General features: G+C 74.2%; 15 protein-coding genes and 1 tRNA gene. 6 read left to right on the top strand and 10 right to left on the bottom strand.

Annotated features, from left to right (window positions below; translation table 11 throughout):
- Positions 1-39: 39 nt before the first annotated feature.
- From mshC to ACF09K_RS30390, 4 genes are all read right to left on the bottom strand, one after another.
- On the bottom strand, positions 40-1269 hold the full coding sequence (gene mshC, locus ACF09K_RS30375; RefSeq protein WP_392248527.1) for a cysteine--1-D-myo-inosityl 2-amino-2-deoxy-alpha-D-glucopyranoside ligase: 1230 nt from the start codon (positions 1267-1269) through the stop codon (positions 40-42).
- Positions 1270-1594: 325 nt separating this feature from the next.
- Entirely contained in the window at positions 1595-2428 is an 834-nt protein-coding gene (locus ACF09K_RS30380; protein ID WP_392248528.1) for an SCO1664 family protein, read from the bottom strand.
- Positions 2392-2982 carry a DUF3090 domain-containing protein gene (locus ACF09K_RS30385; RefSeq protein ID WP_392248529.1) on the bottom strand — a complete coding sequence of 197 codons (591 nt, stop codon included), beginning with the start codon at positions 2980-2982 and terminating at the stop codon, positions 2392-2394. The genes ACF09K_RS30380 and ACF09K_RS30385 overlap by 37 nt, the downstream gene beginning before the upstream one ends.
- Positions 2983-3071: 89 nt before the next feature.
- A complete protein-coding gene (locus ACF09K_RS30390) occupies positions 3072-3758 on the bottom strand; it encodes a histidine phosphatase family protein (RefSeq protein WP_382786073.1) in 687 nt (228 codons plus the stop codon).
- 61 nt (positions 3759-3819) lie between these two features.
- On the opposite strand from ACF09K_RS30390, the gene corA reads away from it, so the two are divergent.
- On the top strand, positions 3820-4830 hold the full coding sequence (corA, locus tag ACF09K_RS30395; RefSeq protein WP_392248530.1) for a magnesium/cobalt transporter CorA: 1011 nt from the start codon (positions 3820-3822) through the stop codon (positions 4828-4830).
- Positions 4831-5025: 195 nt separating this feature from the next.
- Here the strand turns inward: corA and ACF09K_RS30400 are convergent, their stop codons facing one another.
- Together ACF09K_RS30400 and ACF09K_RS30405 are read right to left on the bottom strand one after the other, a co-directional pair.
- Entirely contained in the window at positions 5026-5814 is a 789-nt protein-coding gene (locus ACF09K_RS30400) for a ferritin-like domain-containing protein (RefSeq protein ID WP_392248531.1), read from the bottom strand.
- Between the two features lie 258 nt (positions 5815-6072).
- A complete protein-coding gene (locus ACF09K_RS30405) occupies positions 6073-7128 on the bottom strand; it encodes an LLM class F420-dependent oxidoreductase (protein ID WP_382786079.1) in 1056 nt (351 codons plus the stop codon).
- A gap of 200 nt (positions 7129-7328) precedes the next feature.
- Here ACF09K_RS30405 and ACF09K_RS30410 point away from each other — a divergent pair, with 200 nt between their 5' ends.
- Both ACF09K_RS30410 and ACF09K_RS30415 read left to right on the top strand, forming a co-directional pair.
- Positions 7329-8315 (top strand): aldo/keto reductase, encoded by a 987-nt coding sequence (locus ACF09K_RS30410; RefSeq protein ID WP_392248532.1) that lies wholly within the window; start codon positions 7329-7331, stop codon positions 8313-8315.
- A complete protein-coding gene (locus ACF09K_RS30415) occupies positions 8312-10555 on the top strand; it encodes a helix-hairpin-helix domain-containing protein (protein WP_392248533.1) in 2244 nt (747 codons plus the stop codon). Before ACF09K_RS30410 ends, ACF09K_RS30415 begins: the two co-directional genes overlap by 4 nt.
- Positions 10556-10661: 106 nt before the next feature.
- Here ACF09K_RS30415 and ACF09K_RS30420 read toward each other — a convergent pair whose 3' ends face one another.
- Positions 10662-11372 (bottom strand): hypothetical protein, encoded by a 711-nt coding sequence (locus ACF09K_RS30420; RefSeq protein ID WP_392248534.1) that lies wholly within the window; start codon positions 11370-11372, stop codon positions 10662-10664.
- A gap of 47 nt (positions 11373-11419) precedes the next feature.
- Between ACF09K_RS30420 and ACF09K_RS30425 the strand changes: the two genes are divergently transcribed.
- Positions 11420-11608 (top strand): DUF5703 family protein, encoded by a 189-nt coding sequence (locus ACF09K_RS30425; protein WP_005485166.1) that lies wholly within the window; start codon positions 11420-11422, stop codon positions 11606-11608.
- A gap of 71 nt (positions 11609-11679) precedes the next feature.
- Here the strand turns inward: ACF09K_RS30425 and ACF09K_RS30430 are convergent, their stop codons facing one another.
- From ACF09K_RS30430 to ACF09K_RS30440, 3 genes are all read right to left on the bottom strand, one after another.
- Positions 11680-12525: a chaplin gene (locus tag ACF09K_RS30430; RefSeq protein WP_392248535.1), complete on the bottom strand. Its 846-nt coding sequence runs from the start codon at positions 12523-12525 to the stop codon at positions 11680-11682.
- A gap of 206 nt (positions 12526-12731) precedes the next feature.
- The gene (gene chpH, locus ACF09K_RS30435) at positions 12732-12965 is read right to left on the bottom strand and encodes a chaplin ChpH (RefSeq protein WP_363089246.1); all 234 of its coding nucleotides are present in this window, start codon (positions 12963-12965) and stop codon (positions 12732-12734) included.
- Between the two features lie 143 nt (positions 12966-13108).
- Positions 13109-14437 carry a M20/M25/M40 family metallo-hydrolase gene (locus ACF09K_RS30440; protein ID WP_392248536.1) on the bottom strand — a complete coding sequence of 443 codons (1329 nt, stop codon included), beginning with the start codon at positions 14435-14437 and terminating at the stop codon, positions 13109-13111.
- A 241-nt stretch (positions 14438-14678) separates the two neighbouring features.
- Between ACF09K_RS30440 and ACF09K_RS30445 the strand changes: the two genes are divergently transcribed.
- Together ACF09K_RS30445 and ACF09K_RS30450 are read left to right on the top strand one after the other, a co-directional pair.
- Positions 14679-14763 (top strand) — tRNA-Leu (locus ACF09K_RS30445).
- 272 nt (positions 14764-15035) lie between these two features.
- Positions 15036-18890 carry a Pls/PosA family non-ribosomal peptide synthetase gene (locus ACF09K_RS30450; RefSeq protein WP_392248537.1) on the top strand — a complete coding sequence of 1285 codons (3855 nt, stop codon included), beginning with the start codon at positions 15036-15038 and terminating at the stop codon, positions 18888-18890.
- The last annotated feature ends 71 nt before the right edge of the window (positions 18891-18961 follow it).

The raw sequence follows: 18961 nt of genomic DNA on the forward strand, positions 1-18961 counted from the left end.
GCAGGGGAGGCGCCCCGGCCGTGCCCGTCCGGCGGAGGCCTACAGCGCCACGCCCAGCAGCGCGTCCACCGCCCGCGACACCACGCCGGGCGCACCCATGTCCGTGCCGCCCCGCTCCTGCTGGAGTGCGGCCCAGCCGTCGACGGCGGCCAGCGCGGCCGGGGCGTCCAGGTCGTTCGCCAGGGCCGCGCGGATCTCGTCCACCAGGGCCTCGGCCGGCGGACCGTCGGGCCGGGAGACGGCGGCGCGCCAGCGCCCGAGCCGGTCCACGGCGTCCTGGAGGACCTGGTCGGTCCACTCCCAGTCGGCCCGGTAGTGGTGGGCGAGGAGGGTGAGCCGGATCGCGGCGGGGTCGACGCCGTCCCGGCGCAGCTTCGAGACGAAGACGAGGTTGCCCTTGGACTTGGACATCTTCTCGCCGTCCAGCGCGACCATGCCCGCGTGGACGTACGCCTTGGCCATGGGGAACTCGCCGGTGAGCACCTGGGCGTGCGAGGCGCCCATCTCGTGGTGCGGGAAGGCGAGGTCGGAGCCGCCGCCCTGCACGTCGAAGCCCATGCCGAGGTGGTCCAGGGCGATGGCGACGCACTCGATGTGCCAGCCCGGCCGGCCGCGGCCCAGTGAGCCGCCGTCCCAGCTGGGCTCGCCCTCGCGGGCCGCCATCCACAGCATCGGGTCGAGCGGGTTCTTCTTGCCCGGCCGGTCCGGGTCCCCGCCGCGCTCGGCGGACAGCAGCCGCATGGCGGCGGCGTCCAGGCCGGAGACCTTGCCGAAGTTCGGGTCGGACCCGACGGAGAAGTAGACGTCCCCCTCGAGTTCGTAGGCGGCACCGAGCTCCCGCAGCCGCTCGACGAGCGGGACGATGCCGGGTATGGCCTCGACGGCGCCGATGTAGTGCCGCGGCGGCAGCATCCGCAGGGCCGTCATGTCCTCGCGGAAGAGGGCCGTCTCCTTCTCGGCGAGGGCGACCCAGTCGAGGCCGTCCCGCTGCGCGCGCTCCAGGAGCGGATCGTCGACGTCGGTGACGTTCTGGACGTAGTGGACCTGCCGCTTGGTGTCGAGCCACACGCGCTGAACCAGGTCGAACGCGTTGTAGGTCGCCGCGTGACCCATGTGGGTCGCGTCGTACGGCGTGATACCGCAGACGTAGATACGGGCGACGGGACCGGGGTCGAGGGTGACGAGGCCGCCGGTCGCGGTGTCGTGGATCCTCAGGTCGCGGCCCTGACCAGGCAGGGCGGGGACCTCGGAAGCGGGCCAGGCATGCATGTCATGAGCCTAACCGGAGGGATCCGCCGGGTACGAACCGGAGCGGGCCGGATGACCGGGAAGGCACTCTTGCGCGGCTCCGTCCCGCGTGCTGGGGTCGGCCGTCGCGGCACGGGCCCGGTCCCGGAGGGCAGGACCGGGGCGGGCCGGGCGGGACCGGACCGGGCGGAGCGGGCCCGGGCCCGCTGGAGCCGGACCGAGCCGGAACCAAGCCGGATGGGACAGGACCGGGCGGAAGCAGGCCGGGCGGCCGGACCGGATGAGGCCGGGCCGACCCGACCCGGTCCAGGACCGGGCCGGGTCGGGTCGGGTCGGCCGGCCCGCGCTAGACCGGTGGCCAGGGGATGGCCGGCCAGTCGCCGCCGGGCTCGGGGTGCCTGCCGGACTCCAGCAGCGCTCCGACACGCGCGCGCGTGGCGTCGACCTCGGCCGGGGTGACGAGCGCGGCCAGGGTGGCCGCCAGCGTCCCGCCCGCCTCCAGGGCGCCCCGGAGGCCCTGGAGCACCTCGACGGCCTCCCCGGTCAGGGGCTCCCCCGCCCACCCCCACAGGAGGGTGCGCAGCTTGTCCTCGGCGTTGAAGGTGACGCCGTGGTCGATGCCGTAGAGCCGCCCGTCCGCGGTGGGCAGCAGGTGGCCGCCCTTGCGGTCGGCGTTGTTGATGACCGCGTCGAGGACGGCGAGCCGGCGCAGCCGCTCGTCGTCGGCGTGCACCAGCAGCGCGGTCCGCCCCTCGCCGGTCTCGGCGAAGCCGATCGCCCGCCAGCCCGGCTCGGGCTCCTCGGCGTCGACCAGGGCGAGCAGTTCGGCCTGCGGGGACACCTCGATCCACAGCTGGCACATGCCCTCGCCGTACGGCCCGTCGCGCAGCACGGTCGGCGGGACGAGCCCCCAGCCGGTGGCCTCGGAGACCGCGTACGCGGCGACCTCCCGTCGGGCGAGGGTGCCGTCGGGGAAGTCCCACAGGGGCCTCTCGCCGGCGACCGGTTTGTAGACGCAGGCCGCCTCGCGGCCCTCGTGCGTGACGGTGCAGTACAGGGCCGCGTTGGACGCCTCCCGGATGCGGCCGCGCACGGTCAGCTCGCCTCGCGCGAGCAGGTCGGCGTCGGACCGGCCGGTGGTCGTCACGCCCCGCGGCGGTATCCGTTCTGGCGCGGACATACGTGTCCTTCCGGGTCGAGCGGCAGACTGCACAGCGGGCACGGCGGCCGGCCGGCGTTGACGACGTCGAGAGCACGCTTGGCGAAGGCCCTGGCCTGCGCGCCGGTGAGGCGGACCCGCAGCATCGGGGGTCCGTTCTCCTCGTCCTGGAGCAGCCGCTCCTCGGCCTCGGCGAGGTCCTCGTCGGTCTCGGCGTCGAGTTCCACCAGGGCCTGCGCCTCGACGATCATGCGCTGCTCCTCGCCGTCCCAGGCGAGGGCCATCGTGCCGACCCGGAACTCCTCCTCGACGGGGGTGTCGAGGGGGCCCGAGTCGGCCACTTCGGCGGGGGCGACGGCGGGCACCGCGGCACTTCCGCCGCTACGGCGTACGACCTCGTCCAGCAGCTCGTCCATGCGCTCGGCGAGCGCGGCGACCTGGGTCTTCTCCAGGGCCACGCTGGTCACCCGGGAGCCGGCCGTGGCCTGGAGGAAGAAGGTACGGCGCCCGGGCAGTCCGACCGTACCGGCCACGAAGCGGTCCGGGGGGTCGTAGAGGAACACCTGACGGGACACGTCCTGTTCTCCATGGGGATCGTGGGTACGGAACGTCCATGCGTGAACGCGCGCGTATGCGGACCGCTTCACCCTACTGCGGCCGACGATCACGGTGCGCCCGCATCACCCCCGACCGTGGCGTCCTGCCGCGGGGGCTCCTCGCGCGGCACGAGGGAGGCGAAGTCCCCGGTGTCGCCGAGGCGCACGAGGAAGGGCCGCAGGCGGGTGTAGCGGATCACCGTGACGGAACAGGGTTCGACGGAGATGCGCTGGAAGAGGTCGAGGTGCAGCCCCAGCGCGTCCGCGACGAGCGATTTGATGATGTCGCCGTGCGAGCACATGAGGTAGACGGCGTCGGGGCCGTGGTCGCGCTCCACGCGCGCGTTCCACTCCCGTACGGCCTCGGCGGCGCGGGTCTGCATGGCCCGCATGGACTCGCCGCCGGGGAAGGCGGCCGCGGAGGGGTGCGCCTGGACGACCTCCATCAGCGGGTCGTCCGTCAGCTCCGCGAGCTTGCGTCCGGACCAGTCGCCGTAGTGGGCCTCCCCGATCCGCTCGTCGGAGTGGAGGGGCAGGCCGGGGCGGGCGTCGAGCAGGGGCCGGACCGTCTCCTGGCAGCGTTGCAGCGGGCTGGCGACGACCTCGGCGATCGGCAGGCCCTCGAGCCTGGCCGGCAGCGCGGCGGCCTGTGCGGCGCCGCGCTCGTCGAGGGCGACGCCGGGCGTCCAGCCGGCGAGCACTCCGGAGGTGTTGGCGGTGGACCGTCCGTGCCGGACCAGGATCAGCGTGGGCATGCCGCCCAGGGTAGGGGTACTCCTGGGGGCACAGGGAACCGCGGAAGGGAGAAAGCACTTCGTGATCGTCGACTGCGCCATCTACCGGGACGGGCGCCGGACCGAGGGCCCGCAGGACTTCTCCGACGCGCTGGACGACGCGCGGGCCGCGGGCGGCTTCGTCTGGATCGGGCTGCACGAGCCCACCGAGAAGGAGTTCGCCCAGGTCACCCAGGAGTTCGCGCTGCACCCGCTGGCGGTGGAGGACGCCCTCAAGGCCCACCAGCGGCCCAAGCTGGAGGTGTACGACGACTCGCTGTTCCTGGTGCTGAAGCCGGTGGTGTACGAGCCGGAGAGCGACGCGGTCTCCTCCGGGGAGGTCATGGTCTTCCTCGGCGACTCCTTCGTGCTGACCGTCCGGCACGGCGAGGGCGCGCCCCTCGCCGCGGTACGGCGGCGGCTGGAGCACGAGCCGGAGATGCTGGCGAAGGGACCGACGGCGGTGGTCTACGCGATAGCCGACGCCACCGTCGACCACTACCTGGACGTGGCGACGGAGTTGCAGACCGACCTGGAGGAGCTGGAGACGGAGGTGTTCTCGCCGGACGGCGGCGGGTCCCGGAACACGGCCTCCCGGATCTACACCTTCAAGCGGCAGGTCCTGGAGTTCCGCCGGGCCACGGTCCCGCTGGCGCCCCCGGTGTCCCGGCTGGCCGGCACCGGGGGGTCCGGGGCGGGCCTGTCCGGGACGGGCCTGCCGTTCGTGAACGACGAGGCACGGCCCTTCTTCCGGGATGTCAGCGACCACCTCGCGCGCGTGAACGAGTCCGTGGAGAGCCTGGACCGGCTCGTGTCGGACATCCTCTCGGCGCACCTGGCGCAGATGAGCGTCCGGCAGAACGACGACATGCGGAAGATCTCCGCGTGGGCGGCCATGGCCGCGATCCCCACCATGATCGCGGGCATCTACGGCATGAACTTCGAGCACATGCCGGAACTGCGCTGGACCTGGTCGTATCCGGCGGTGATCGCGATCATGGCCGCGCTGGAGGTGGTCCTGTACCGGACGTTCAAGCGGCGGGGGTGGCTGTAGGGGGCGGAGCATCCGTGCGCGGGTGCTGTGGGCGAGCACCGTGCGCGGGTGCCGTACGGTCGGGCGCCGCGTGCCGTACGGTCTGGCGCCGCGTGCGCTTACGGCGGCGCGGGCTCCCCGTGCGGGCGCCGCGCCGCGCGGTTCGGGCGTCACGCGCGTGGCGGCCCGTCGCTCGGGCGGACTGCGGCGCCTCGCTCAGGCGAACTCGGGGGCCGGGGTGGCCGGGCCGCCCAGGGTGTCACGCCGTTCGGGCATGGTCAGGCTGACCATGCGGTGCCAGCCCGCCAGGCGCTCCCCCGCATACACGGCGTGGACGCCGGCGGCGAGGAGGGCCGCCTTGGGCCGGGACCAGCCGAGGATGCGGCCCATGTGGGACATCACCGCGAGGCTGACGTCGCGGTGGACGCGGATCTCCGTGAGCGCGCACTCGCGCAGGGTGCGCTGGATCGCGCGGCCGTGCCCCGCGCGCGCGAGGCGCAGCAGCTCCTCGTGGCAGTAGGCGAGGTGGTTGTCCTCGTCGTGGGAGATCATCCGCACCGCGCGGCCGATGTCGGGGTGGTCGGCGAAGTGCTTGCGCAGCAGCTCCATCTGCTCGGAGGCGCGCTGCTCGGTGACCCGGCTGTGGGCGAGGTAGGTGACGACGTCCTGCACGGTCAGCGGCTGGTCGGCCCTGAGCCTGTCGTGGGCGAGGCCGATGCCGGCGCGCTCCAGGAGCATCGTGTAGTCGGCGTCGGGCGGGACGGGGACGGGCTGGAGGCCGCGCTTCTTCAGCAGGGCGTCGAAGATCCGCCCGTGCTTGTCCTCGTCGGCGCCGTGCCGCGCGATCTTGGGGGCGAGGTCGCGCTGGTCCGGCGGGACGAGCGCGGCGATCCGGGCGTTCTCCCAGCCGCCCTGCGACTCCCCGCTCGCGGCGATGGAACAGAACAGCCGGAAGGACTCGTCGTCGTCCAGGATCTCCTGGAACAGGCTCTTGGCCGAAAGCATCGTGGGGCACCTCTCTGCGTCCCGGGATTCCGCGGGTCCCGCAAAGAACGAGTCAAGTGCGGGCAGAGGGGTGTCGCAACAGCTGTGCCGGGACGACTGCGCCGAACGGATGACCCGAGAAGCTCGCGCCGAGGGCGTAACCGCGCGCTGCGCGGGGCGTTGTTCCCCGTGACGGCCGTGGCGGGGAAGACCCCCGAGCCCCCACCACGGCCGCTGACTTCCCCCTCGCCGTGCCGGCGGGGTCGGGCCCGGCCCGTGCTACGCCAGTCCGGCCAGCTCCAGTGCCTCGGCCCCCGCCCGCAGCGAGGCGAGCCGCTCGTCGAGCGTGAAGCCGGCGGGGGCGAGGGTGAGGGTGGTGACGCCGGCCGCCGCGTAGGCCTTCATCCGGTCGGCGATGCGCTCCTTGGAGCCCAGCAGCGTGGTCCGGTCGATCAGCTCGTGCGGAACGGCCGCCGCGGCGCCCTGCTTGTCCCCGGAGAGGTACTTGTCCTGGATCTCGTCGGCGGCCTGCTCGTAGCCCATGCGCCGGGCGAGCTGGTTGTAGAAGTTCTGCTTGCGGCTGCCCATTCCGCCGACGTAGAGCGCGGTGTAGGGCCGGAAGGTGTCGGCGAGCCGCTCGACGTCGCCGTCGGCGCCGACGGCCAGCGGCAGCGTCGGGCAGACGTCGAAGCCGTCCAGCGTCTTGCCGGCCTTCTCGCGCCCCGCGCGCAGGTGCTTGATCGCGGTGTCCTCGATGTGGTCGGCGGACGGGAAGATCAGCAGGGCGCCGTCGGCGATCTCGCCGGTCTGCTCCAGGTTCTTCGGGCCGATCGCGGCGATGTACAGCGGGATGTGCTCGCGCTCCGGGTGCACGGTCAGCTTGATCGGCTTGCCGGGGCCGCCCGGCAGCGGCAGCGTCCAGTGCTCGCCCTCGTACGACAGCCGCTCGCGCGTCATCGCCTTGCGGACGATCTCGACGTACTCGCGCGTGCGGGACAGCGGCTTGTCGAACTTGACGCCGTACCAGCCTTCGGAGACCTGCGGGCCCGAGACGCCGAGGCCGAGGCGGAAGCGGCCGCCGGACAGCGAGTCGAGGGTGGCGGCGGTCATCGCGGTCATCGCCGGCTGGCGGGCCGGGATCTGGAAGATGGCCGAGCCGACGTCGATGCGTTCGGTCTGGGCGGCGACCCAGCTGAGCACGGTGGCGGCGTCCGAGCCGTAGGCCTCCGCGGCCCAGCAGACCGCGTACCCCAGCCGGTCGGCCTCCTGTGCCACGGCCAGGTTGTCCCCGTCCATTCCGGCACCCCAGTAGCCGAGGTTGATCCCGAGCTGCATGGCCGATTCCCCTTACTGATCAGTAACGACGCTGTCGCGGAGACAGTAGCGCGCGGGACGGCCCGGAGGGAGGGTGGTGTGGCGAGGGTCGCGGCGGCCCGCAGGAGGTTCCGGCCTGCCCGAACCGGTCCCGGCCCGCCCGGGATTCCGTCGTCCACAGGCGACCCGCGGTCCGGTTCCGGCCAGTAATCTCGGCGTCCATGGAGCAGAGGCATCTCGGTCGCACCGGCCTGCGCGTGTCCCGCATCGGGCTCGGCACCCTGACCTGGGGCCGTGACACCGACGAGCACGACGCGGCGGACCTCTTGAAGACGTTCTGGGAGGCGGGCGGCACCCTCGTCGACACGGCGGACGTGTACGGCGACGGGGAGGCCGAGTACGTGCTGGGGCGGATCATGGAGGGCCTGATACCGCGCCGGGACCTGATCATCTCGACGAAGGCCGGCAGCGTGCCCGACCCGGACCGGCGTGTCGACGGCTCCCGCGGTCATCTCCTCGCGGCCCTGGACGCCTCGCTCACCCGGCTCGGCACGGACCACGTCGACGTGTGGCACGTGCACGCCTTCGACCCCGGCACCCCGCTGGAGGAGACCCTCCAGGCCCTCGACATCGCGGTCGCCAGCGGTCGCGCCCGCTATGCCGGCGTCTCCAACTTCTGCGGCTGGCAGCTCGCCAAGGCCGCCACCTGGCAGCTCGCGGCACCGGGTACGCGCACCCGGCTGGCCAGCACGCAGATGGAGTACTCCCTGCTGCAGCGCGGTGTGGAGCGCGAGGTGCTGCCGGCCGCGCTGGACCTGGGCATCGGACTGCTGCCCTCCTCACCGGTCGGCCGGGGCGTCCTCACCGGCAAGTACCGCGGCGACGCCCTGCCGCCGGACTCCCGCGCCGCCTCCGGCCACTTCGCGCCGTTCGTCGAGCCCTATCTCGACGACGCCGCGAGCCGCATCGTGGACGCCGTGGCGACCGCGGCGGACGGGCTCGCGGTGAGCCCCCAGCAGGTCGCCCTCGCCTGGGTCCGCGACCGGCCCGGAGTGGCCGCCCCGATCGTCGGCGCGCGCAACGCGCGGCAGCTCACGGCCGCGTTGTCGGTGGAGGCGCTTAGTCTTCCTGACGAGATCTGCCGGGCGCTCGACGACGTGTCGGCGCCCGTGCACCGCTATCCCGATCACGACTGGAGCACGCTGTGAGCACGGAGCCGGAGCCCCCCAGCACCGCGGAGAACACCGGGCCGGGCACCCCGGACGACGCACCGCCCGCCGAGGGCCCATCGCAGTCCGGCTCCGCGGCGCCCCCGGCCGGCGACGGGGGGACGGAGCCCGGGTCCGCGGCCGAGGAGCCCGCCCGGAAGCCGTCCGAGGCCGAGGCGGAACTCGCCGCCCAGAAGCTGGAGCGCGAGCGGATCGAGCGGCGCAAGGCGGAGAAGCGGGGTCCCGTCCCCGCCGGGACCAAGCTGAGCGGCAAGGCCGCCGACCTCCTGGCGGCCGTGCGGGCCGTGGAGAGCGGGGAGAAGCCCGCCGCCACCGTGTTCGCCGATCCGGAGCCCGCCCCGCGCCCCGCCGCCCCGGAGCCCGTGCGGAGCCCGCAGCCGGTGGCCGCGGCTCCCGTCGCCACCGCGCCGGCGCCGGACACCGTGGAGGCCGTACGGCGTGTACTGGCCGCCGGCGGTGCTCCCGAGGCACTGGCGCCGCAGGTCGCGGCGGCTCTGGGCGAGGGGGCCGCGGAGTCCCTGGGCGAGGACCCCTGGCAGTTGCTGCGCGTCCCCGGCGTGCGGCCCGAGCAGGCGGACGGCTTCGCGCGGGCGCGGCTCGGCGCGGAGTGCGCCCCGGGCGACGAGCGGCGGGGCCGGGCGGTGACCGTCTGGCTGCTGGAACAGGCGGCCCTGGCCGGGCACACCGCCCTGGAGCTGCCGACGCTGACGGCGGCGCTCGCCCGGCAGGGCGTCCCGGACGCGGACGCGGCCGTGCAGAGCACCCTCGCCGAGGGCGAGGCCCTCGTCTTCCAGGACGCCCTGGAGGAGCCCGGCACCGCCCCGGCCCCGGTGGCCGCGAACCGGGAATCCGAGAACGGCGGGGACGGCGGGGACGGCGAGGACAGCGAGGAGGAGACCGGTCCGGTCCGGGTCCTCGTCGGTCTCGAGCGGTACGCGCTCGCGGAGGAGAGCCTCGCCGACGGTCTGGCCCGCCTGGCCAACGCCCCGGCCGAGGAGACCTCGGCATCGTGGGAGTCCGCCGCCGCCCGGGCGTCCGGCAGCACGGCCGAGCTGATCCGCGCGGTCGCCGGGCACGGCCTCGTCGTGCACACCGGCGGCGAGGCGGCGCGCGCCGAACCGGCCGCCCTGCTCGCCGCCGCCCGGTCCCTGGGAGTGCGCGCGGTCGCCGCCTGCCACACACCGGACGGACGGCGCCGGCTGGCGGCACACCTGGACGCGGCGGACCAAGGGGACGAGGCGGGCGAGGGAGGCGAGGGGGACGGCTCCGTCGTCACCCTTCCCGGCCTGCTGTCCGGCGCCGAGGGTCCCGGCCGGGACGCCGAGGGCGCCTTCGCCCTGGACCTGCTGATCGTGCTGGACGCGCCGCAGCTGGACGTGGAGACCGCCGCGATGGTCGTGGAGTCGCTCCCGGACGGCGCCCGGCTGGTGCTCAGCGGCGACCCCGCGCTGCTCTGGTCGGCCGGGCCGGGCCGGGTCTTCGCCGACCTCCTCGCCGCCCGGGTGTGCCCGCAGGTCGCCTCCCGCATCCCGGATCCGGGGCCGCTCGGCGAGCTGGTCTCCGGAGTCGGCGTCGGCGAGCTGAACCAGGTCGAGGCGCCCGGCAAGGAGATCGTGATCGTGCCGGTGCGGGACGCCGGCGAGGCCGTGCACCGGACGGTGCAGCTCGTCTCGGACTCCGTGCCGCGGGCCTTCGGCGTCGCCGCCGGGGAGACGGTGGTCATCACCCCGGGCCACGGCGGCGCGGCCGGCACCCGCGCGCTGAACGCGGCGCTGAAGGACCGCCTCAACCCCGGTCCCGGCCGCTTCGGCGGCTTCGACCCCGGCGACCTGATCGCCTACTCCCCCGTCCCGGGCCGTACGGTGACGGGCCGGGTGGTGACGGCCGACGCGGAGGGGCTGCACCTGGCCTGCGCCGGTGCCGCCGTGGTCGTACCGAAGGAGCGGGTGGAGCACTCCGTCCGGCACGGATGGGCGCTCACGGCGCACCAGGCGGTGGGGAGCCGGTGGCCGGCGGCGGTCGTGGTGCTGCCCGGTGACGCCGCGCAGGTCCTGTCCCGCCCCTGGGTCTACACGGCCTTCGGCCGGGCGGAGCGCCACCTGTCCGTGGTGCACGGGGTCGAGCAGGCGCTGCCCGGAGCGGTCGCCGGGGTCACGGCGAAGCCCCGCACGACCCGGCTGCCGGCCCTGCTGCGCCCCCAGGTTCCGGCGGCGGACTGACGGTCGCGGGGACGCGCACGGCGGCGGCCACAGCGGTCGGGGTGGTCACGGCGGTCGGGGTGGTCACGGCGGGGAATCGCTCCCCGCCGTGACCACGGCCGCTCCGCTAGCGGCCGGCCCGCCCGGCGTCCAGGGGCTCCGGATCCCCCTCTTCCCCTGCCTCGTCGTCGTCCTCGTCGTCTACGTCGCCCTCATCCTCTTCGTCCTCGACGTCGTCGTCGAAGACCGAGCTGACGTCGAAGCGGCACACCACCTGCTGCGGGTCCGGCTGCTCGAAGGGCGTCTCCAGCCATTCGCCCGGCTCGGCGGGCTCGTCGGCGGCCAGCACCCACAGGGTGGAGTCGCCCTCCTCCAGGCCGAACTCCTTGTGCCGGGAGGCGATCTCGTCGGGTTCGAACTCGCCGAAGAGCAGGCCCAGCGCGCCGTGGACGGTCCCGGAGGCCTCCGCGTCCGTGCCGTCCTCGAACTCGGCCGCCTCGACCCGCTGGGCCTGTGCCAGCAGCCGTTGCGGTTCCACCACCGCGTAGTCGCGGCGGATCAGGACGCTCAGGGCGTTGGGCTCCTCGGGTCCCGCGTAGGGCGGCAGCGAGTCCTCGGCGCCGGGGATCTCGAAGGGGGTGACCTCGTCGTAACGGTCGTAGAGCAGTTCGTCGTACGCCTCCGCGGCAGCGGCCAGCTCGTTGAACGCCTCGTAGACGGCCGGGTCGTCCTCACCCGTCCGGCGTTCGACCGCCGCAAGGTGGCGGTCGAGCGCGGTCTTGACCGCCTCGGCGGCGGCGCGTACCTCGGCAGCGGTGGGCTGCGCAGCATCAGACATAGTGCAGACGCTATCCGTACCGGGCCCCAACCCGCACAATGGATGCGATGCCGGAATACGAATTTGTCGACGTGTACGTACCGCGCGGGGTCTCCCGCAAGGACGCGACACGTTTGCTGACCGACCATGCGGAGTACGGACACTGGGAGTTGGACCGTCTGAGCCTGCTGCGGGACGGCAGTCGCCGCGTGCGGCTGCGCCGGCGGATCATCCGTCAGGTACGCGCCACGTGGTGAGCCGAAGATGACGGAAACGGAGCGGGCCCCGCCGAGGCGGGGCCCGCTCCGTTGTGCGGTGCCGAAAACCGTCAGGCCGCGGCGCGGGCCTTGCGGTAGAGGACCGCGCCCGCGAGCAGCGCGCCGGCGCCGGCCGGGAGCGCGAGGCCCAGCGGCAGTCCGCTGCCGGTCTGCGCGAGCTGCGGGGAGTGGACGGAGGAGTGTCCGGCCGGGGTCACGTGCCCCGGCTTGGCGGGGGTGCTCTCGTCCTGGGGGTGGCCGGGCTCGCCGGGGCCGGTCGGCTCCCCGCCGGGAGGTGTGCCGGGCGTCTCCTCCTCGCCGCCGGGAGGCGTGCCGTAGTCACGGCCGGGGCCGCTGTCGTTGACGCAGGTGTTGCCCATGGCCGGGTTGAGGATCCCGACGACGTCGATGGTGTTGCCGCACGCGTTGACCGGCACGTCGACCGGCGCCTGGACGTTGTTGCCGGAACCGACGCCGGGCGAACCGGCGGTGTGACCGCCCGCCTGCGCACCGCCCGGGCCGGCGTGCGAACCGGAACCGCCGTGGCCGCCCGGGCCGCCGTGGCCGCCGTGGCCGCCGGAACCGGCGTGCGAGCCGGAGCCGCCGTGCCCGGCCTGGCTGCCGCCCTGCCCGGCGTGGCTGCCGCCGCCGCTCTTGCCGCCGTCGTGGCCCGTGCTGCGGTTGGCACAGGAGTTGCCGACCGCCGGGTTGAGGATCCCGACGACGTCGACGGTGTTGCCGCAGACGTTGACCGGCACGTGCACCGGCGCCTGGACGTTGTTGCCGGACAGGACGCCGGGTGAGTCGGAGGCGTAGCCGCTCGCGCCGGAGTCGGCGTGGGCGTACCCTCCGGCGGCGGCGATCACCCCCGTCGCCGCCGCCACGGTCATGAGACTTTTGCGGGTGACCTGTCGCATTCCTGAATCCCTGCTTTCGCTCTCGTCCCGAATCGCTCGCATCCTTCCAGCTTCGCGAGACGTCCGGGTGCTACGACTTCTTCGGCTTTCTTTTCTCATGTCATTCGGATTTCGCACGAATGGCAGGAGAAAAGACCGGTCGGCCCCGGAGCGCATGGCGTGCGCTCCGGGGCCGACGGCGTGGACGACCCCTCAGCGGGTCGACGTCACTTGTTGATGCAGACGTTGCCGAAGGCGGGGTTCAGCAGCCCGATCACCGAGATCGTGTTGCCGCAGACGTTCACGGGGACGTGGACGGGCACCTGGATCACGTTGCCGGAAGCGACACCCGGGGAGTGCACGGCGGCACCCTGGGCACCCGAATCGGCGACGGCCATGCCCGCGCCCGCGAGAACCAGACCACCGGTGGCAGCCGCAGCAGCAACGACCTTCTTGAGCATTATTCCTCCTTGTTGGCAATGCGATCCCCAGTAACGGGTCGCACCAGCAGTAACGAGGAGGAGGTAATGGGGCTACGTGCTTATCGTCGCATTCACTCTTTCCAGTCGTTCCCGCACACGCTGCCGAATAGGAGGGGTGCCGTTCAGGAGGCGTCGATGAAGCGGTCGAGCACGCGGACGCCGAACCGGAGACCGTCCACCGGCACGCGCTCGTCGACGCCGTGGAACATGCCGGCGAAGTCCAGCTCCGGCGGCAGCTTCAGCGGGGCGAAGCCGAAGCCGCGGATGCCGAGGTCGTCGAAGGACTTGGCGTCGGTGCCGCCGGAGAGCATGTAGGGGATCGCCTTGGCGGTGGGGTCCTCGGCGAGCAGCGCGGACTGCATGGCCTCCACGAGCGGCCCGTCGAAGGAGGTCTCCACGGCCTTGTCGGAGTGGACGTCCTCACGGCGCACCTTCGGGCCGAGGATCCGGTCGAGGTCGGCGAGGAACTCCTCCTCGTGGCCCGGCAGGAAGCGCCCGTCGACGTGGGCGGTGGCCTCGCCGGGGATGACGTTGACCTTGTAGCCGGCGTTCAGCTGGGTGGGGTTGGCGGTGTTCCTCAGGGTCGCGCCGATCAGCTTGGCGATGCCGCCGAGCCGGGCGAGGGTGGACTCCATGTCCTCCGGGTCCAGCGGGGTGCCCAGCGCGTCGCCCAGTTCGTCCAGGAAGGCCCGGGTGGTCTTGGTGACCCGCACCGGGAAGGTGTGGCGGCCGAGCCGGGCCACGGCCTCGGACAGCTCCGTGATCGCGTTGTCCCGGTGGATCATCGAGCCGTGCCCGGCGGTGCCGGCCACCCTCAGCTTCATCCAGTGCATGCCCTTCTCGGCCGTCTGGATCAGGTAGAGCCGGCGCTCCTCGCTGACCGTGAAGGAGAAGCCGCCCACCTCGCTGATCGCCTCGGTGACGCCCTCGAAGAGGTCCGGGTGGCGGTCGACGAGGTGCCGGGCGCCGTAGGTGCCGCCCGCCTCCTCGTCGGCGAGGAAGGCGAGGACGATGTCGCGCGGCGGCCTGCGCCCGGAACGCAGCCGGTCGCGGACGACCGCCAGGGTCATGGCGTCCATGTCCTTCATGTCGACCGCGCCCCGGCCCCACACGCACCCCTCGGCGACCTCCCCGGAGAAGGGGTCGTGGGTCCAGTCGGCCGCGTTGGCGGGGACGACGTCGAGGTGGCCGTGGATGAGGAGCGCGGGCCGGGAGGGATCCGTGCCCTCGATGCGGGCCACGGTGGAGGCGCGCCCCGGGTGGGACTCGTAGATCTTCGGTTCGAGCCCGACCTCGGCGAGCTTCCCGGCGACGTACTCGGCCGCCTCGCGCTCGCCCGGACCCGAGTGGTCGCCGTAGTTGCTGGTGTCGAACCGGATCAGCTCGCGGCAGAGGTCCACGACCTCGTCCTCGCCGGTGACGCCCCTGGCCGTGTCGTCCGTCGCGCTCACGCTGGTTCCTCCCGCTGTCACTGCTGGTGGTTCCCCTCATCCTCCCCCTCCCCGGCCGCCCCGCCCAAGACCGGTCCCGGCCCGTCACACCCCGTTCACGCCGGATGCGGCGGACGCGCCGGACGGGGCGGACCGTCGACGGAGGCGCAGGCGAGCGGCGGACGGGCCGTGATCGGGCACCCCGGAAAGCCTGGTAATGTTTACGACGTCGCCGCGGGGGAACCCGCGCGAAAGACACCTTGTCCGGGTGGCGGAATGGCAGACGCGCTAGCTTGAGGTGCTAGTGCCCTTTATCGGGCGTGGGGGTTCAAGTCCCCCCTCGGACACGTGAGATGGGCGAGGGCCCCGACCTGATGGTCGGGGCCCTCGTTCGTCGGTGTGGGGCATCTCTCCCCGGTTCGAAGATCACCAGGTCACGGCATTCCCGCAGTCCCCCGGACGACGCCGTTCGGCCGTTCCGGCTGGCCGCCGGAAAGGGGCGAGCCTAGCGTCGTACTAAAATTTCCGGCTTGTTACGGGCTGGCGCCGGACAACCCCAGGCAGACCTGCGGGCCCGCCAGCGCCCCGGAGGGCTCCGGGAACGAGACGCGAGGACCTGATGGCAGCCACAGACGAGAGCAGCGCTCTCGGCCTGCTCGACGAAGAGATCCGCGGACAGCTCGGCGACACCGCACGTTTCTCGGGCGGTCCCGCCGCCTCCCCCCGCACCCTCGTCGACATCCTCGACGCGTCCGTGCGCTCGTACCCCGACGAGCCGGCCCTGGACGACGGCGGCACCACGCTGACCTACCGCGAGCTGGCCGTCGAGGTCGAGCGGCTGCGCCGCCGGCTGGTCGGCGGCGGGGTCGGTCTCGGCGACCGGGTGGGGATCCGGGTGCCGTCGGGGACGAACGACCTGTACGTCGCGATCCTCGCCGTGCTCGCCGCCGGGGCGGCCTACGTTCCCGTGGACGCCGAGGACCCCGACGAGCGGGCCGAGCTGGTGTTCGGGGAGGCCGGGGTCGGGGCGGTCGTCGGCGCCGGGCACGAGCTGACCGTGCACGGCCGCTCCGGGGCGCCGGCCGCGCGGCCGGGCGCCGGCCACGACGCGTGGATCATCTTCACCTCCGGCTCCACCGGGAAGCCCAAGGGCGTCGCCGTCAGCCACCGCGGTGCCGCCGCGTTCGTGGACGCCGAGGCCGCGCTGTTCCTCACCGACGAGCCGATCGGGCCGGGCGACCGGGTGATGGCGGGGCTGTCCGTCGCCTTCGACGCCTCCTGCGAGGAGATGTGGCTGGCCTGGCGGTACGGCGCGTGCCTGGTGCCGGTGCCGCGCGCGCAGGTCAGGAGCGGTGCCGACCTCGGTCCCTGGCTGGTGGAGCAGGAGATCACCGTCGTCTCGACCGTCCCCACGCTCGCCGCGCTCTGGGAGCCGGAGACCCTCAACGACGTCCGCCTGCTGATCTTCGGCGGTGAGGCCTGTCCGCCCGAGCTGGCGCAGCGGCTGGTGACCGAGGGGCGCGAGGTGTGGAACACGTACGGGCCGACCGAGGCGACCGTGGTGGCCTGCGCGGCGCTGATGGGCGGCACGGGGCCGGTCCGGATCGGGCTGCCGCTGCGCGGCTGGGAGCTGGCCGTCGTGGACGAGGCCGGTGAGCCCGTGCCGATGGGCGGCAGCGGGCAGCTGGTGATCGGCGGCGTCGGGCTCGCCCGGTACCTCGACGCCGGGAAGGACGCGGAGAAGTACGCGCCGCTGGAGTCGCTGGGCTGGGAGCGGGCGTACCGCAGCGGCGACCTGGTGAGGGCGGAGCCGGAGGGGCTGGTCTTCCTCGGGCGGGCCGACGAGCAGATCAAGCTCGGCGGGCGGCGGATCGAGCTGGGCGAGGTCGACGCGGCGCTGCAGGCGCTGCCCGGGGTCGCGGGCGCGGCCGCCGCCGTGCGCACCGCGCGCGGCGGCAACCAGCTCCTCGTCGGGTACGTCGTCGTGCAGGACGGCTGGGACCGGGCCGCGGCCGTGGACCGGCTCCGCGCCGAGCTGCCCGCCGCGCTGGTGCCGCTGCTCGCGCCGGTGGCCGACCTGCCGACCCGGACGTCGGGCAAGGTCGACCGGGCCGCGCTGCCGTGGCCGCTGGAGGGCCTGGAGACGGACGGGCCGGCCGAACGGCTCCACGGCACCGAGGCCTGGCTCGCCGAGCAGTGGACGGCGGTCCTCGGCGTCCCCGTGGGCGGCGCCCGTGACGACTTCTTCGCGATCGGCGGCGGCAGTCTGGCCGCCGCGCAGCTGACGACGCGGCTGCGGACCCGGTACCCGAGCGTCGCCGTGGTCGACGTCTACCAGCGGCCGACGCTGCGCAAGCTGGCCCGGTACCTGGAGGAGTCCGCGCAGGGCGACGGCTCCCGGCGCACCGTCGCCCCGGTGCCGCGACGCGCGCAGCTGGTGCAGGTGCTGCTGCTCCTGCCGCTGTTCACGCTGCTGGGGCTGCGCTGGACGCTGGTCCTGGCCGCCGCGGGCAACGTCCTGCCCGCGTACGGGTGGCTGCCGACCGCGCCCTGGTGGCTGGTGGTCGCGGGCGCGCTGCTGTTCTTCAGTCCGCCCGGCCGGCTCGCGCTCGGCGCGGGCGGGGCGCGGCTGCTGCTGCGGGGGGTGGCGCCGGGCCGTCATCCGCGGGGCGGCGGGGTGCACCTGCGGCTGTGGGCCGCCGAGCGGCTGGTCGAGTTCAGCGGGGCGACCTCGCTGACCGGTTCCTGGCTGCAGCGGTACGCCCGCGCCCTCGGGGCGCGGATCGGTCCGGACGTGGACCTGCACGCGCTGCCGCCGGTCACCGGCCTGCTCAGGCTGGGCCGGGGCGCGGCCGTCGAGTCCGAGGTGGACCTCTCCGGATGGTGGCTGGACGGCGACCGGCTGGAGATCGGGTCGGTCAGGGTCGGTGCGCACGCCGTCGTCGGCACGCGCAGCGTCCTGTTCCCGGGGGCGCGGGTCGGCAAGCGGGCCGAGGTGGCGCCGGGTTCGGCCGTCGTCGGCCAGGTGCCGACCGGGCAGCGCTGGGCGGGCGCGCCCGCGGTCAAGCTCGGCAAGGCCAAGCGCAACTGGCCCGAGGAGCGGCCGGCCCGGAGCCGGCTGTGGCGGGCGCTGTACGGGGCCTCGGGGGCGGGGCTGACGCTGCTGCCGGTGCCGGCGGCCGGGGCCGCGCTGCTCGTGGCGTACGCCCTCGTGTCGCCGGACGCCCCGCTGCGGGGTGCCGCGCTGGCGCTGGTCCCGGCCACGCTCGCCTACGGGCTGACGTACGCGCTGCTGCTCCTGGTCGCCGTGCGGCTGCTGAGCCTGGGGCTGCGGGAGGGCACGCACCCCACGCACGGGCGGATCGGCTGGCAGGCCTGGACGGTCACCCAGCTGATGGACCGCTCGCGCGAGACGCTCTTCCCGCTGTACGCGGGGCTGGCGACGCCGGTGTGGCTGCGGCTGCTCGGGATGCGGATCGGCAAGGGCGCCGAGGTGTCGACCGTCCTCGCGCTGCCCAGTCTGACCACGGTCGGCGAGGGCGCGTTCCTGGCCGACGACACGCTGACCGCGCCGTACGAGCTGGGGGGCGGCTGGATGCGGATCGGGCGCGCGGAGATCGGGCGGCGGGCGTTCCTCGGGAACTCGGGGATGACCGCGCCGGGGCGGAGCGTGCCGGACGGCGGGCTCGTCGGGGTGCTGTCGGCGACGCCGAAGAAGGCGAAGAAGGGCGGTTCCTACCTGGGGCTGCCGCCGGTGAGGCTGCCGCGCGCGGCGGCCGGCGGCGACAGCAGCCGCACCTACGAGCCGCCGGCGCGGCTGCTGTGGGCGCGTGCGCTGGTGGAGGTGTGCAGGATCGTGCCGGTGTTCTGCTCGGCCGGTCTCGCGGTGCTGACGGTGGCCGCGCTGTGCGCGCTGGGGGTGTGGGCCCCCCTGCTGTCCGGCCCGGTGCTGCTCGGGGCGGGCGGGGCGGCGGCGCTGCTGTCGATCGTCGCGAAGTGGCTGCTGGTGGGGCGGCACCGGCGCGGGGAGCACCCGCTGTGGAGCGGTTTCGTGTGGCGCAACGAGCTGGCGGACACCTTCGTCGAGGTGGTGGCGGTGCCGTGGCTGGCGGGTTCGGTGCCGGGTACGCCGGTGCTGTCGGCGTGGCTGCGCGGGCTCGGTGCGCGCATCGGCCGGGGCGTGTGGGTGGAGAGCCACTGGCTGCCCGAGGCGGACCTGGTGACGCTGGAGGACGCGGCCACGGTCAACCGGGGGTGCGTGCTCCAGACTCACCTCTTCCACGACCGGATCTTGCGGACGGATACTGTGGTCCTCCGTGAGGGTGCCACGCTGGGCCCTGGCGGGATCGTGCTGCCCGGCAGCACGATCGGGGCCCGTACGACCCTGGGTCCCGCGTCGCTCGTGATGGCCGCGGAGTCCGTCCCGGACGACACCCGCTGGCTCGGCAACCCGATCGAGGCATGGCGTCCCTGAACGCCGGCCGCTCGGACCCGGACGACGGCACACCGGCGGGGAGTGGCGGCACGGCGCAGGGAGCGGACGGG

The organism is Streptomyces sp. NPDC014882 (genome assembly GCF_043081325.1).
Taxonomy (GTDB): Bacteria; Actinomycetota; Actinomycetes; order Streptomycetales; family Streptomycetaceae; genus Streptomyces.